The 14,358-nt window shown below is 48.0% G+C and carries 20 protein-coding genes; 14 read left to right on the forward strand and 6 right to left on the reverse strand.

Annotated elements, in window-relative coordinates:
- Positions 1 to 30: 30 nt before the first annotated feature.
- The 5 genes from AC2TDN_RS00525 to AC2TDN_RS00545 all read left to right on the forward strand — a co-directional run bounded on the left by AC2TDN_RS00525 (position 31) and on the right by AC2TDN_RS00545 (position 4,047).
- Positions 31 to 525: a DinB family protein gene (locus tag AC2TDN_RS00525; protein ID WP_484686665.1), complete on the forward strand. Its 495-nt coding sequence runs from the start codon at positions 31 to 33 to the stop codon at positions 523 to 525.
- Between the two features lie 52 nt (positions 526 to 577).
- Entirely contained in the window at positions 578 to 1,111 is a 534-nt protein-coding gene (locus AC2TDN_RS00530) for a GNAT family N-acetyltransferase (RefSeq protein WP_484686666.1), read from the forward strand.
- A gap of 82 nt (positions 1,112 to 1,193) precedes the next feature.
- On the forward strand, positions 1,194 to 2,522 hold the full coding sequence (locus AC2TDN_RS00535; RefSeq protein WP_484686667.1) for an LLM class flavin-dependent oxidoreductase: 1,329 nt from the start codon (positions 1,194 to 1,196) through the stop codon (positions 2,520 to 2,522).
- A 4-nt stretch (positions 2,523 to 2,526) separates the two neighbouring features.
- On the forward strand, positions 2,527 to 3,744 hold the full coding sequence (locus tag AC2TDN_RS00540; RefSeq protein WP_484686668.1) for a M20 metallopeptidase family protein: 1,218 nt from the start codon (positions 2,527 to 2,529) through the stop codon (positions 3,742 to 3,744).
- An 87-nt stretch (positions 3,745 to 3,831) separates the two neighbouring features.
- Positions 3,832 to 4,047, forward strand: a complete 216-nt coding sequence (locus tag AC2TDN_RS00545; protein WP_482065223.1) for a helix-turn-helix domain-containing protein — start codon at positions 3,832 to 3,834, stop codon at positions 4,045 to 4,047.
- Positions 4,048 to 4,283: 236 nt separating this feature from the next.
- Here the strand turns inward: AC2TDN_RS00545 and AC2TDN_RS00550 are convergent, their stop codons facing one another.
- The 6 genes from AC2TDN_RS00550 to AC2TDN_RS00575 all read right to left on the reverse strand — a co-directional run bounded on the left by AC2TDN_RS00550 (position 4,284) and on the right by AC2TDN_RS00575 (position 8,487).
- A complete protein-coding gene (locus AC2TDN_RS00550) occupies positions 4,284 to 4,418 on the reverse strand; it encodes a DUF6254 family protein (protein ID WP_223285630.1) in 135 nt (44 codons plus the stop codon).
- A 115-nt stretch (positions 4,419 to 4,533) separates the two neighbouring features.
- Positions 4,534 to 5,388, reverse strand: coding sequence for an SDR family oxidoreductase (locus tag AC2TDN_RS00555; RefSeq protein WP_484686669.1), 855 nt, complete (start codon positions 5,386 to 5,388; stop codon positions 4,534 to 4,536).
- Positions 5,385 to 6,476: a mannonate dehydratase gene (gene uxuA, locus AC2TDN_RS00560; protein ID WP_484686670.1), complete on the reverse strand. Its 1,092-nt coding sequence runs from the start codon at positions 6,474 to 6,476 to the stop codon at positions 5,385 to 5,387. Before uxuA ends, AC2TDN_RS00555 begins: the two co-directional genes overlap by 4 nt.
- A 20-nt stretch (positions 6,477 to 6,496) precedes the next feature.
- On the reverse strand, positions 6,497 to 7,174 hold the full coding sequence (locus AC2TDN_RS00565; RefSeq protein ID WP_484686671.1) for a GntR family transcriptional regulator: 678 nt from the start codon (positions 7,172 to 7,174) through the stop codon (positions 6,497 to 6,499).
- A gap of 148 nt (positions 7,175 to 7,322) precedes the next feature.
- Positions 7,323 to 7,481, reverse strand: a complete 159-nt coding sequence (locus AC2TDN_RS00570) for a hypothetical protein (RefSeq protein ID WP_482065219.1) — start codon at positions 7,479 to 7,481, stop codon at positions 7,323 to 7,325.
- 124 nt (positions 7,482 to 7,605) lie between these two features.
- Positions 7,606 to 8,487, reverse strand: a complete 882-nt coding sequence (locus tag AC2TDN_RS00575) for an alpha/beta fold hydrolase (RefSeq protein ID WP_484686672.1) — start codon at positions 8,485 to 8,487, stop codon at positions 7,606 to 7,608.
- A gap of 221 nt (positions 8,488 to 8,708) precedes the next feature.
- On the opposite strand from AC2TDN_RS00575, the gene AC2TDN_RS00580 reads away from it, so the two are divergent.
- The 9 genes from AC2TDN_RS00580 (at position 8,709) to AC2TDN_RS00620 (ending at position 14,349) form a co-directional block, all read left to right on the forward strand.
- Positions 8,709 to 8,873: a DUF1328 domain-containing protein gene (locus AC2TDN_RS00580; protein WP_484686673.1), complete on the forward strand. Its 165-nt coding sequence runs from the start codon at positions 8,709 to 8,711 to the stop codon at positions 8,871 to 8,873.
- 63 nt (positions 8,874 to 8,936) lie between these two features.
- The gene (locus tag AC2TDN_RS00585) at positions 8,937 to 9,335 is read left to right on the forward strand and encodes a YflT domain-containing protein (protein WP_482065216.1); all 399 of its coding nucleotides are present in this window, start codon (positions 8,937 to 8,939) and stop codon (positions 9,333 to 9,335) included.
- 152 nt (positions 9,336 to 9,487) lie between these two features.
- On the forward strand, positions 9,488 to 10,624 hold the full coding sequence (locus AC2TDN_RS00590) for a SpoIIE family protein phosphatase (RefSeq protein ID WP_482065215.1): 1,137 nt from the start codon (positions 9,488 to 9,490) through the stop codon (positions 10,622 to 10,624).
- Positions 10,625 to 10,761: 137 nt separating this feature from the next.
- Positions 10,762 to 11,388, forward strand: coding sequence for a hypothetical protein (locus tag AC2TDN_RS00595; protein WP_482065214.1), 627 nt, complete (start codon positions 10,762 to 10,764; stop codon positions 11,386 to 11,388).
- A 75-nt stretch (positions 11,389 to 11,463) separates the two neighbouring features.
- Positions 11,464 to 11,796 carry an STAS domain-containing protein gene (locus AC2TDN_RS00600; RefSeq protein ID WP_482065213.1) on the forward strand — a complete coding sequence of 111 codons (333 nt, stop codon included), beginning with the start codon at positions 11,464 to 11,466 and terminating at the stop codon, positions 11,794 to 11,796.
- Positions 11,793 to 12,230: an anti-sigma B factor RsbW gene (rsbW, locus tag AC2TDN_RS00605; protein ID WP_482065212.1), complete on the forward strand. Its 438-nt coding sequence runs from the start codon at positions 11,793 to 11,795 to the stop codon at positions 12,228 to 12,230. Before AC2TDN_RS00600 ends, rsbW begins: the two co-directional genes overlap by 4 nt.
- Before the next feature lie 202 nt (positions 12,231 to 12,432).
- Positions 12,433 to 12,834 carry a GntR family transcriptional regulator gene (locus AC2TDN_RS00610; protein ID WP_482065211.1) on the forward strand — a complete coding sequence of 134 codons (402 nt, stop codon included), beginning with the start codon at positions 12,433 to 12,435 and terminating at the stop codon, positions 12,832 to 12,834.
- Positions 12,827 to 13,516, forward strand: a complete 690-nt coding sequence (locus AC2TDN_RS00615) for an ABC transporter ATP-binding protein (RefSeq protein WP_484686674.1) — start codon at positions 12,827 to 12,829, stop codon at positions 13,514 to 13,516. The genes AC2TDN_RS00610 and AC2TDN_RS00615 overlap by 8 nt, the downstream gene beginning before the upstream one ends.
- Positions 13,513 to 14,349 (forward strand): hypothetical protein, encoded by an 837-nt coding sequence (locus AC2TDN_RS00620; RefSeq protein ID WP_484686675.1) that lies wholly within the window; start codon positions 13,513 to 13,515, stop codon positions 14,347 to 14,349. The genes AC2TDN_RS00615 and AC2TDN_RS00620 overlap by 4 nt, the downstream gene beginning before the upstream one ends.
- The last annotated feature ends 9 nt before the right edge of the window (positions 14,350 to 14,358 follow it).

Genomic DNA, 14,358 nt, shown 5'->3' on the forward strand with positions numbered 1-14,358 from the left:
CATTTTTGCTATTTATAAGGGGGAGCTTACATGAGCCAGTCAACTGTCGATGTTCAAGCATATTTACAGGCGTATGATCAAATTGAGGAAGAAATCAATGGGTTGTCGGAGGAACAGCTGAAATGGAAGGCTGCGCCGGCATCATGGAGCGTAACGGAAGTGCTTACCCATCTTGTCGATCATAGCATTATCGTATCGTTTCGAATCCGCGAGATTTTGTCTGGCTCTGAAACAAGACTGCCAGCCTTTAACCAAGATGCTTGGGTATCCGGCCAGAAGGCAAACGAGGGAGATGTAAAGGAAATCCTTACTGCCGCTCGCGCATTTGTTCAATATAACAGCCTATTGTTTAATCGCTTGACAGAGGAAGAATGGAACAAGACAGGCATTAACTTTAAAGGCGAGCCGGTAACGATTGCTGCTATCGTGCCTGCTTTTGTTAAGCACATTCAAGGTCACTTAGCGCAAATTCGCCGGATCAAGCAGGGAGAGACAGATTTTCAGGGCTCTAGCTGCACCATTTAACCATACCATTTAAAGTTTGATCATTAAATTTGTGGAGAGCGGGTGGAGGAGCATGTCAGCTAAAGCAGTAATCATTCGCTATGCCGAGCTGTCGGATCGCGATGCGACGATTGAAGTTCTGCTCGATGCGTATGGTCAATATGAGCAAGTGCTGCCGGAGCCGCGCTGGATTGAATATAAGGAAAGCATTCTGGCATCCGTTGACAGCGCGGCTACAAAGGCTCGTTTGGTTGCGGAACTGGATGGCGAGGTAGTTGGAAGTGTGTTCCTATTCGATTCCTCTGAAGAAGCATACGGACGTCCTGACCTTAATATCCAATCCCCGATTATACGCCTGCTCGCCGTATCGAAGAAAGCACGCGGCTATGGCGTTGCGACGGATTTAATACGCGCCAGCGCTCAGCTTGCACGGGACTCAGGCGCAGAGACGCTGCATCTCCATACTTCCGATATGATGGATTCAGCCGTAAGGCTGTATGAGCGGCTAGGCTTTGAGAGAGCGTACGACAAAGATATTATGAACGGGGAAACGCTCGTCAAGAGCTATTGGCTCCCATTAAAGGAAGCAGCTTTATTGCAAACCTAATAGAAGCAAATTTCACATCGTTGAGACGATAACTACGGACTAGCTCAAATATACTTACAATTGATTGAGGAGGCTGTTTAAAATGGCGAATCGCAAGCAAATTAAGTTTGGCGCATTGATTCATGGTGTAGGAGGCAACGTGTCGGCATGGCGGCATCCAGAGGTTCCGGCTGATGCGAGCGTAAACTTTCAATTTTATAAGCGGCAAGCACAAACGGCTGAAGCGGGCAAGTTCGACCTCGTCTTTATCGCTGACGGTCTGTACATTAACGAGAAATCAATCCCTCATTTCTTAAATCGCTTTGAGCCGATTACGATATTGTCCGCACTTGCGGCAGCCACTTCGAAAATCGGACTTGTCGGCACGCTTTCAAGCTCATACAGTGAGCCATTTACGGTAGCTAGACAGTTTGGCTCGCTAGACCATATTAGCGGCGGCCGTGCAGGCTGGAATGTGGTAACTTCACCGCTTGAGGGCTCTGCGAGCAACTTTAGCAAAACCGATCACCCGACGCATGACGAGCGTTACAAAATTGCAGAAGAGTACTTGGAAGTGACGCGAGGCCTATGGGATTCATGGGAAGACGATGCTTTCGTAAGAGATAAAGAGTCCGGCGTATTCTTCGATCCGACTAAGCTTCACCGTTTGGATCATAAGGGAGAGTATTTCTCCGTTCAAGGACCGCTTAATATTGCCCGCTCGAAGCAAGGGCATCCGGTTATTTTCCAAGCTGGCTCCTCTGAGAGCGGCAAGAAGCTGGCAGGCAAGGCTGCGGATGCTGTATTCACGGGCCACGAGAGCATTGAGGAGGCAATAGCCTTCTATAAGGATGTAAAAGACCGCACGGTAGCTGAGGGCCGTTCGGTGGATGATATCGTCATTCTTCCAGGAATCAGTCCTATTATTGGACGCACGGAGGAAGAGGCTGAGCGCAAGTACCAAGAGCTGGCTGGACTGGTGACGATCGAGAACGCATTGAACTATTTGGGACGCTTCTTCGAGCATCATGATTTCTCTCAATATCCGCTTGATGAACAGTTCCCTGACCTTGGCGATCTAGGTCAAAACAGCTTCCGCAGCGGCACGGACAAAATCAAGAAAGCAGCGAAGGAGCAAAATCTGACGCTACGTCAGGTTGCGCTGCAATCGGCTACGCCGCGCGGCCTGTTCGTTGGTACGGCAGAGAAGGTTGCCGATCTCATTCAGCAGTGGCATGAGGAAGGCGCAGCTGACGGATTCATTATTCATTCCTCCATTCCGAGCGGTTTGAAAGATTTTGTTGAACTCGTTGTGCCGATACTTCAGGAGCGCGGCATTTATCGTACGGAATACGAATCCGATACCCTTCGCGGCAACTTAGGCTTGCAGGTACCGGTTAATCGCTATACCAAAGAGAAAGTGAAAAGCTAACGAGATGAATACGGCTCCGATTTTTACGCTGCTGGAGGAACGGGAGCAGGTATGGATATCGCTGAGACGGGATTTCCATCGCCAGCCCGAGCTGATGTATGACGTAGATCGGACCTCGGAACGAATTGCCGAGCTGCTGGAGAGCTATGGCCTTGAGGTTCAGCGGGGTGTCGGGAACCATTTTGGAAAAGGCGTCATTGGCTTGCTGCGCGGCGGCAAGCCTGGGAAGACGATTCTGCTGCGAGCCGATATGGACGCGCTGCCGATTCATGAGCGAAATGACGTCGACTACCGGTCAACTATCGATGGAGCCATGCACGCCTGTGGGCATGATGCACATATGACGATGCTGCTTGCAGCAGCCTTTGGCTTAAGCAGGTTCTGGGAGCAGCTGGCAGGAGCAGTAAGGTTCGTGTTCCAGCCTGCGGAAGAAGGAGCTGCTGTAAGTCCGCTTGACGGCAGGTTGCTGAGCGGCGGGCGCGATTTGGTCGAGAGCGGGGCGGCGGACGAGGTATCCGTCGCTTTTGCTTTCCACGTATGGCCGGAGCTGCCTGCTCTGCAAGTCGCTGTTCACCGCAAATATGCGATGGCGGCATCCTCGCATTTCCGAGTTTCATTCCGAGGACGATCAGGCCATCACGGCGCTCAGCATTTAGCGGCTGACGCGCTTCTGATGGCCGCGCATTTTGTAACCGAATCGCGTGCTGCAGTAGCTAGCGCCGTAGACCCTCACGAGCCGGTAGCCTTCGCTTTTGGCAGGCTCCAAGCAGGGACGGTCATTAACGCCATTGCAGAGTCAGGCGAGGTAGAAGGTACGTATCGCGCCTTCGAGCAGCACACGGTAGATCGCATTCGCAGCCTGATCGAACGATGTGCAGCCGCATGTGCGGATCGGTTTGGCGGCGAATATGAGACCCAGTTCCGCATGGGAAAGGCGCTGCTTAATGATGCTTCCGCTGTAGAGCTGGTGCAGCGTGCAGGCGAGAAAGTGTTTGGCCATGGAAAGTCTAGCGTGCTAGACAAGCCAAGCCTTGCCGGTGAGGACTTCAGCTATTATTTGGACAAGGCTCCGGGTGCGATGGTTCTAATCGGCATCGGCAATAAGGATAAAGGAATCATCCATCCTCTGCATCATCCGCAATTCGATCTGGATGAGCGCGCGCTCGTACTGGGAGCCAAGCTGCATGTGCAGCTTGTGGCAGATGCGCAATTACTCGCTTAGGGCGTAAGCAGCTTAACAGCAGTATTAGAGAAAGAGCTGTTTGGTTAAACTGGTGTTGTAGGTTCCATTAATGGAGGTAGCAGCACGATGAAAATAGAGCTTGGCCCTTGCCTGCTCGAGCAGCGCTTGGCCGAACGCAGCATGTCGAAGGAAAAGCTTGCGGCAGAGCTGCGGATTAGACCCGAACGGATAGTCGATTATATCGACAATAAACGAATGATGCCGCTCAAAGCCGCGATCGCAATAGCAGACATTGTTGAATGCAATGTGCGCGATCTCTATGAGCTGCGGCGATTGACGTGAAGAAGGAGTCCCTGCAGCGTAAAAACTGTCGGGGCTCCTTTCTTGTGGGTTAGTCTGGCAGCGTTATATGATGGAGCAAAGGAGTAGGGCAAATGAAGCTTGTAGAGGCGGAAATCGAGAAGGGAGATTTGGCGACACATATTTCTATGAATATAGGCAATGCTTGAAAAACCTCCGACCTAGGGCTTAGCCTACGGACGGAGGTTTTGTCTATCGAACGGAGCTGCGGTTATTGCTTATGAATCTTGCTTGGCTTTGGCGTTGTCGTCTTCTTGGCTCAGCTCTTCAAGCGACTTCACTTTGCCATGCGGATGCTGCGTATGCTTACGCTGGTTCCATGCATTTTCACGGCGGCCTTTGGATGATGTCATAGCAATTCCCCCTCCTTTCCTCCTGTAGGGTGGCATAATATGGCCGATCTCATACGGAGGATTAAATCGACTTTAAGGAGCAAAGCGTGACGGCAATCAATCTGCAGGCTGCGGGCTAAACGCCGGAATAAGCTAAAAATCCGCCATCAACGGGTATGGTCGCACCAGTAACAAAGCCGGCAGTCGTCTCGTCAGCGAGCCATAATAAAGCGCCTAGCAGATCTTCCGGCTTGCCGAAGCGCCTCATCGGCGTATGCGAGATGATTTTGCCCGACCGCTCCGTTAAGGAGCCGTCATCGTGCAGCAGCAGCTTGCGATTTTGCTCCGTTAAGAAGAAGCCGGGGGCTATCGCGTTAACCCTAATCCCAGGCTCCGCTAGGTGTACCGCCAGCCACTGGGTGAAGTTGACGATGGCAGCTTTGGCGGCGCTATAGGCAGGAACTCTCGTCATCGGCGACGGCGCGCTCATCGACGAAATATTGATAATGGTTGCACCTTGCCGCCCCAGCATTTGCTCAGCAAAAATTTGCGTTGGTATAAGCGTGCCGACAAAGTTGAGATCCATGACGCTGCGGAAGCCCTCTACGCTCAAGTTGAATATCGTCGTCATGTTCTCCGCATTCAAATGCTCCGGCTTGAACGTTTCGTTTGTTGTATTTGCGCTCGGATGGTTCCCGCCAGCGCCATTAATCAAAATATCGCATGGGCCTAGCTGCTCAAGCACCGAAGCGCCGGCTGCTCTTGTACTTTCCGGACTTGTCACGTCGCAAGAAACGGCAATCGCGATACCGCCTGCAGCTTTAATTTCTTCGGCTGCTGCTGCGCCCTTCTTCGTGGTACGATTGAGTATCGCAATTTTCGCTCCCTGACGCGCAAGCTCAAGCGCCATGACACGGCACAGCACGCCTGCACCGCCAGTAATGACCACTACTTTACCGCTGAGAGATTCATGCTTGGGAAGCTTACTCATGCCGATGCCACCTGCTCTCCAGTGGAAGCAGCGGCAAGCTGATAAGCATCCCAAAGTCCCCACAAATACATGATGCCGAGCGCGCGGTCATATAAGCCATATCCAGGTCTGCACTGCTCATCCCAAATATGGCGGCCGTGATCGGGTCTTGCGTAGCCGGTAAATCCAATTTCATGATACGCGCGCACGATTCCAGCGATATCGACTGTGCCGTCCTGCGTGCGGTGGGAGGTCTCGATGAAATCTCCGTTGTCGTAAACGCGAACGTTGCGGATATGCGCAAACGGAATGCGGTCCGCAAACTCATGGATCATCGCAATAATATCAATGCTCGGATTAGCGCCAAGCGAGCCGCTGCACAGCGTAATGCCGTTATAAGGGCTGTCATGCAGCTTCAAAAACGTTCGGAAGTTTTCCTGACAGGTCATAATGCGCGGCAGTCCGAACACCGGCCATGGCGGATCATCCGGGTGGATGGCCATTCGAATGCCGCAGCGGGCTGCGACCGGTATAATTTCATTCAGAAAATAACGGAGATTTTCCCACAAATGAGCCTCCGTCACGCCTTGGTACGCCTCAAACAGCTGAGTCAAATGCAGAAGCCGCTCCGGCTCCCAGCCAGGCATCGTCAAAGCAGAGTTGGCATTGATTTCTTCAACCAATTGGAACGGGTCGGCACCTGCAATCCGGTTATTTTCATAAAATAATGCGGTAGCTCCGCTATCCATCCTCTTGTGCAGGTCGGTGCGCAGCCAGTCGAAAATCGGCATGAAGTTGTAGCAGATCACTTTGACGCCAACGCTGCCCAGCTTCTCGATTGTTTTCTTATAATTGTCTATGTATAGATCGCGGGTGGGGAGACCCAGCTTAATATCCTCATGTACGTTAACGCTCTCAACTACGTCAATATGCAGGCCAGCTTGATCTGCTTGCCGCTTAACCTCCAAAATCCGCTCCATCGGCCATTCCTCGCCTGCCGCCATATCGTGAAGCGACCAGACGATGCCGTCTGTGCCTGGAATTTGCTTAATATAGCTAAGCGGGACCGTATCGTTTCCTTCGCCAAACCATCTGAACGTCATCTGCATGCCAATCGATCCTCCCATTGTCATTTATAATAATTAGGGTATTTCTCCTTCAGCAAAGCTTGATCGGCAATATTCAAAGAAAGATGCTCCTTCATCACGCGCTCGGCGGTCTTGCCGTCATGTGCCTTTATCGCGTCTGCCATGGAGCGATGCTGCTCATAGAGATGCGCATAGCTATGGTCATCGACCAGCCTCAGCATGCGGCTGCGATTCAAGTGGGCATTCATCTGCTGCATAATCGACCAAGTATGGCTCTTGCTGGCGCCATCGAACAAAATACGGTGGAAAGCATCATCAAACTCCAGCATGCTTTTATCGTCCTCGAGTCGTACACATTCCTCTTGGCGGCGAAGGTTCTCTTCGAGCAGCAGAAGGAATGGTTCCGGAAAATGGTCGCAAGCGAGCAGAATAACGGCCTTCTCCAGCTGCTCCCGCATAAATCTCGCTTCTTCAACAAGCATCGTATCGATTAAGGAAACGAAAGTGCCGCGCTGCGGAAGCACTTGGACTAGCCCCTCTTGCGCAAGGCGGAGAAAGCTTTCCCTAACAGGCGTGCGGCTGACCTTGAACAAGAGAGCGGTTTCATTTTCTGATAAAGATGTTCCGGGCGGAAGCTCAAGCTTCAATATTTGTTCCTTTAGCTGCGTATAGACCACATCTCTAGTGGAGAAAGGCATCGGACGCATTTGATAATCCATAGGCTCATCCCTTTCGGTTTCTAACTGCCATACTACCATACAAGTTAAAAAGTGTGAAGCTGAAAAACGCCAAAAGGGCTGTCCCTAAAAGTAGATGCTCTACTTTCTAAAGACAGCCCTTGCTTATTTTGATCGTCGTTTTTTAGCGCTAATCGGCATTGCTCCAAGTTGTTTCATTACCGCTAACAGGACAAGCAGGGAATTTTTCTCCCTTTTGGAGCTTATCTTTCTTGCCTGATTGTGAAATGTAGTTGCCATCATGCTTAACAATTTCTCCCGTTCGATAAGAAGTATTCGTACTACTCATAGTAACTAGCACCTCCAGTTATTTTTTTTGACAGATGATAACGGATGATAGGAGTTATCTGCCTATTCATATTTACCCAATCGGACACGCTTTGAATCATTTTTTTGAAAAAAAGCGATCTCACTCAATGTCGGATAGGCATTTCGGTTTTTCCCTCGGTTCTCGTTTTCTCACGCTCCAAGAGTGTTTTTAAATAAGTAGACATGACCCGGGAAAGCTGATCGGATACCTCCACAAGACTCATATGCGCCACATCCTCAAACGTTGTTTCAAGGATATGAGGATATTTGTAGGTCGTTTCAGGCTGTTCCAGACTCGTAACCGTGAAGGTGTCATCAGGCTTAATGACGGCATCCTCTGCACCGGCTACAAGCAGGACAGGATATTTAGCCTTGGCGAGCACATGGCTGCGGTCAGGACGCTGCATCATGCCCAAAAGCGTGGAGATCAAAGCATGTGCTTGCATTTGTTGACCGACTCCGATCAACTCATTGACCTCATTGCGCATTTCCCCGAGCTTCGCATCGGTAAACAATTCGGGGATAATGCTGTAAAGGTATTTGCTTATGCCTTTTTCGCGTATGGCTTCAATATCTGCAGCTCGTTTTTCCTTAATCGCCTCAGTATCCGGCAGCACAGTCGAATGAATGAGCCCGAAGCCAGCCAGCTTCTCTGGATATTTATCCGCGAATGCAGCCGTTACATAGCCGCCTAAGGAATGGCCGAACATGACGACCTTCTCGATTCGCAGTGCCTGGAGGAGGGCTGAGATATCCTCTGCCATCGCTTCCATTGTATAGGTCCCCTCAGGTGACGAGGACTCGCCGTGACCGCGGAGATCCGGGATGATGACACGATACTGATCGCTCAGCATCGGACAAATTTTTTGCCAGTATTGGGATGAGCCGCAAAAGCCGTGGAGCAATACGATTACGTTTCCATTACTACTTCCACATTCTTCATAGACTAAATCGATGCCATTAACGTGTATACGCTGTTTTTCCATCGATCTCACCAGCCTTTTCTATTATCGATTTGATTTATTTGGTGAAGTCTCTTAACCTCAACAACCGCTTCTGAAACATTTAAAAACGACACTTTTTATTTCTTCATTAATAGCGTTATTTGGATGCTGGAAACCTAAAATTATACTGTTTCAAAGGGCGCAGGGCTGGTTAATAACATGACAAGTTAAACAAAAACAATTTCGAAGGAAGGGTGATTCCAATGTTAGGATGGGCATTATTATTTTTAATCTTTGCAATCGTCGCAGGCATATTCGGCTTCTTAGGAATTGCTTCCGCTTTAGCTGGGATAGCAAAAATACTATTCGTCGTATTTGTCATTCTCTTTATCGTATCTCTCATTGTAGGACGAAGACGGGTTAGTTAACTTCGTTCGTTCAAGAGAAACAAACCAATATTAAAAATAAAATGAATAATAGGAGGAATTACAATGAATAATCTAACAAGTACGAAGGTGCACACGGTCAATAATGCTGTCGAGGTTCAAGAGCAGGTGTATAAATTCCAAACGGAAGGTTATGCGAAGGACAAGATTTTTGTGCTGACGCATGATAAGGACCGGACGAAACGGATCGTCGACAACACCGATGCTGAGAAAATCGGCATTGCCGAGGAAGGCCTCGGAACGGCCATCGCGAACATTTTCCGCTCGAACGGAGATGAGCTGCGGGCTAAGATGAGATCGCTCGGCATTTCCGAGCAGGACTCTCAGCGTCTAGAACGCGAGATGGATCAGGATAAAATTTTGGTAATCGCTTGGGGCGGCAAGGAGTATACGGGCGAAGAATTTGACCCAGCCGTTTATTACTATCCGCACTACGTCGTTTAAGCGAGCGAGTGCTCCATTGATTGAAACGAAGCGAACTAAGGCCTATCCGGGAGGATAGGTCTTTGTTCAACTATATGCTTTAAAAGTTGACTCTCTGTAACGTTAGGCTCAGAATATGAAGTGTAGAAACTGGAGTAAAAGGGAGCTTGCATATGAGTATTATAATCGTGGATGATAACGCTACGAATCAGATTATTATTAAAGCCATTTTAAATAAAGCAGGCTATAAGGATTTGAAAATCGCGTCATCGGCTATGGAGCTATACGCACTCATGGACATTGATACCGACACAGAGGCTAAAACGAATGTGGATTTGATCTTGATGGATATGATGATGCCTGAGATCGATGGCTTAGAAGCGTGCAAAAGAATTTTACAGGTGGAGCGCTATAAGGATGTTCCGATTATATTTGTTACGGCGCTTGGGGATTCGAATAAAATGGCGGAGGCGCTTGATGCCGGCGCCAGTGATTATGTGATGAAGCCTATTAATAAGATGGAGCTGCTGGCACGGATAAGATCAGCACTCAGGCTGAAGCGGGAAATCGATTGGCATAAAGAAAGGGACAAGCAGGTGAAGTTTAAGCTGGAGCTTGCCAAAAAAGTGCAAAGAAACGTGTTAAGCCAGCCGATTAATGATGAGAATGTTGGCATAAGCGCGATTTATCAGCCCTCAACGGAGCTTGCTGGCGATTTTTACGCATGGCACCGCATTGACGAAAACCGTTATGGCGTTATTTTACTCGATATGATGGGCCACGGCATTGCATCTTCGCTCGTCTGCATGTATATATCCTCGGTACTCAAGGATACAATTACACGTATAACAGAGCCTGATCTAGTCATGCACGAGCTGAACCGATATATGAACCAGCTATATAAGAAGGAAGAGCTGCTTAACTACTATTTTACGGCAATTTATTTAGTGCTTGATACAAATAAGCGGACGATCGATTACGTAAACGCCGGACATCCTCCTGGCAAGCTGCTGATTGGTGATCAGGAGAAGCTTCTGACGGAGGGCTGCTGTGCGATTGGATTGTTTCCAAGCATAGATATTCAAAAAGGAAGCCTAACCTACATGGATCATATGAAGCTTGTCCTTTACACTGATGGGTTAAGCGAATCATTAGGCGATAACGAAGCGGATAAGATCGATAATTTGGTGAAACAGTTAATTGAAACAGAAGCCGATGAGCATGCGGCGATGGTTGGCGATTTTATCGCTGAGCATAGCAATGAAAGCCAGAAGGATGATATTTGCTTGGTTATGATCGCAACGAAGTAAGGCTTCGGGCATTAAACGTTGAAAATGATATTTTTATAAAATAAATCGCTTGTTTCTGTTTTAAGGCATCGGATATGGTTTATATGTACGTATAAGCAAAAAGATGAATGACAATCCCGCAAAAGGAGGGAGTTCATATGAAGAATATTATTATTATCGGCTGCTTGATCGGAGGCATATTCGCCTTCTCGAGTGATTACGGAAAGGTGACGAATACCTATTCCTTATCAATGAGTGCAAGCAAGGTGATGGCTGAGGCATCTGCTGAAGCAGCCGATGAAATGATGCAAGCTTCTATGCCTCCCTCAACCGTAACGAAAGTTACCTATGCATCAAATGGAGCCGAAGCGGAAGCTAACAATCCAGAGGTGGCGAAGCAGCGTTTTACACTTCAAGCGATCAACGGCATCACCCTTTATGATGATCCCAGCAGTGTTGTGAAGAAGCTTGGCGAGCCTAAAAGCATCTCGGAAGATCCGCATTTAAAGGAATTAAAGATTTATGAGTACCCGAATATGAATGTTGTATTCAGTGACGGAATGGTTAATTTCGTGGAAATTACGGAGGGCTCCAAAACGCTCCAAATGGATGGCGTAGAGATTCCAGCAACGATTGAAGCGATTAAGGAAGCGCTGGGAGAGCCCGATTATGTGACGGAGGATGGTATTGCATTCGAGCGAAATGAAGCGATATTAAAGCTGTTTGTCAATTCGGATACACAGAAGCTAACGTCCATTCATTACTTCTACAGCTTTTCGATGTAAGAGGTGCTTGTCATCTTGTACTAGGAGAACTATATTGCTACTATTTATTAAACAAACGCGAGCGGAGTGAATAGAATGAAAGCTGAGCAATTTGAAGTTGTACAGGAAGAAACGAAGGATCAATATATCCTTCATGTAAACGGAGAACTGGATTTATCGGTGGTGCCGCAGCTTCGATCAGCCTTGGAGCTGGTCATGAACAAAACGGATAAAGCATTGGTGCTTAATCTTAAGCAATTAAAATATATCGACAGTACCGGAATTGGCATTATCGTTTCGGTGCTTAAACTACGTGATGAGCTAAACGCGCCGTTTTTTGTACGCGATATTCCGGCTGCGATTAGACGTTTATTTGATTTAACAGGCATTTCCCGATATTTAATAGAAGGGACAGAGGCCCAAGCATGAACGCCATTCGATTACAAATACCAGCCCATGCAGACTATATCGATATGGTCAGAATCTGTCTATTTGGAATCGCTTCGAAAATGAGCTACGCCTTTGAAGAAATCGAGGATATGAAGGTAGCCGTCTCTGAAGCATGTAATAACGCAGTGATCCATGGCGATCAGAAGGCAAATAAGGGTATCATCGACATTACCTTTGAGCATGATGATACGGTACTAACGATAAAAGTGAAAAATAACGGCTCAGCCTTCATTGTGCCTGATGCACTTGATAAGGCTGCGCCTCTGCCGGAGGCAGAGGTTAGCGGGCTCCGCGTTGGCGGCTTGGGCATCTATCTGATGCAGGCGCTGATGGACGAGGTAGAGGTTAACAAGTTAGAGGATGGAACGGAAGTTGTTCTGACCAAATATTTGAACGCGGCTGCAGAGCATTAGCATTTACAGCAGTTAAATGTGATAGATGAAGAGGAAACGACGCTTGGCGTCATTTCCTCTTCTTTTTTTATGATGTGCTGGAGGCGTCATCAGGAAAAGATTCCATCATTTGACTTTTAAGTGTATTACGTGCATAATACGTTTATGAAGTGTATTACGCGCGTAATACACATGCTTGTTAGGAATGTGAGGTGTGATCACGATGGACATATACGACGGGTGGACAGAAGTTGCGTTTAATACGAGGGATCCTGTCTATTTGCAAGTAGTGAGGTATTTTAAAGAACGAATTGCAATGGGTCACCTTGCGGCGGGTCAGATTATTCCCTCACGGAGGGAGCTAGGCAGCGTCATGAAGATTAATCCGAACACGGTACAGAAAGCGTATAAGGAAATGGAGGAGCAGCAGTTGATTATAACGGAAGGAAACTCTCCTAGCAGAATTACAACGGAGACAAAGTTGCTTAATCAAATAAGGGAGGAATTAATCGGTGAAGCGGTTAGCTCCTTTGTGGCGTCGGTAAGGAAAATTGATGTTCCAATTAATGAGCTGCTGCAGCTAGTCAAAAGCAAATATGAGGAAGGAGGGCCGGAGCATGATTGAGGTCAAAGATATCCGCAAGCGTTATCGCCGCCGCGATGTGCTGAGCGGCGTGTCCTTTACTGCGAATAAGGGAGAAATAACTTGCCTGATTGGTGTGAATGGAGCAGGCAAGTCGACGATATTGAAGGCGATCATGGGACTGACTCCGATATCGGGAGGCACTATCTTAATTGATGGACAATCGCTAAGCCCAAGCCTCTATGAGAGGATAGCTTTCGTTCCTGACCATCTGGCGATGATGCCCGGTATGAAGCTATCTGAAGCACTCCGGTTTATGGCAGACTTCTATGACAGCTGGAATAAGGAACGTGCAGGCGAGCTTATGCAATTTTTTCGGCTTGAGCACTCGGAACGAATCGGGAACTTATCCAAGGGAACAGCTGCAAAATTTAACCTCTTGCTTGGTCTCGGCCAAGATGCGGATTACGTATTAATGGATGAGCCGTTCTCTGGCATCGATTTGTTCAGCCGCGAAGCGATTACGGAAGTATTTACGAGCGATTTGATCGAGGACCGAGGCGTGCTGCTCACGACGCATGAAATCGGAGAGATGGAGCATCTCATCGATAAAGCGGTGTTGCTGCAAGACGGCAAGGTAAGCCGATCGTTTAACTGCGAAGAAATGCGAAGCGAGGAAGGCAAATCCGTCATTGATGTCATGAGAGAGGTGTACAGAGCATGAACCGATATTTGAAGCTGGTCCATATGGAAGTGCATCGCTTTCGCTGGGTGCTTGTCGTCTTAATGGGACTGACGGCAATATGCCAAATCAGCGGCCTCATTTGGACACTTACAAACGAACTGTCTCGACGGAAAGAAGAGCTGCCACTGAACATGGGAGACAGCTTTCAAGCGCCTGCACCGGAAAACCTAACTTTCGAGTGGGCGATGTTTAATACGCAGATGTGGTTTATTTTGCCCATACTTGCATGTATCGGTGTACTTGCCTTATATGTCTTCTTCATCTGGTACCGCGAGTGGTTTGGGCGTCATACGTTTATTTATCGTTTGCTTGTACTGCCAACAGCAAGGCGCAACATTTATTTAGCCAAAATATCCGCCTTTCTCCTATTCGTTTTCGGCTTAGTTTCCTTTCAATTGGCGCTATTGCCTGTCGAAAAAATGATATTCAAGCTCGTTGTTCCTGCAGATCAGAGAGCAGATTCTCATATCATGGATGCCATAAGCCGCATAGCGCTTGTTAAGCTTATACCATGGCAGTTTGAACAGTTTCTCTACTATTACGGTATAGGGACGATTGCGGTATTAGCTATCTTCACTGCTATATTGCTGGAAAGAAGCTATCGTCGTTTGGGAATTTTGTATGGCGTTCTGTATTTGGCGGGCTGTGTGTCAGCTGTTATGCTTCCATTCTTTTTTCTTGGGGTAGATAACAATTTCACGTATGTCTATTCAAATGAAATGTTCGTCATTGAGCTAGCCATGTGCATTCTTGTGCTCTGCCTATCGGTATGGCTGGGAATGAGGCTGCTTGCCAAAAAGATTACGGTGTAAGGAGAATGC

It is taken from the genome of Paenibacillus sp. Y660 (assembly GCF_057221575.1).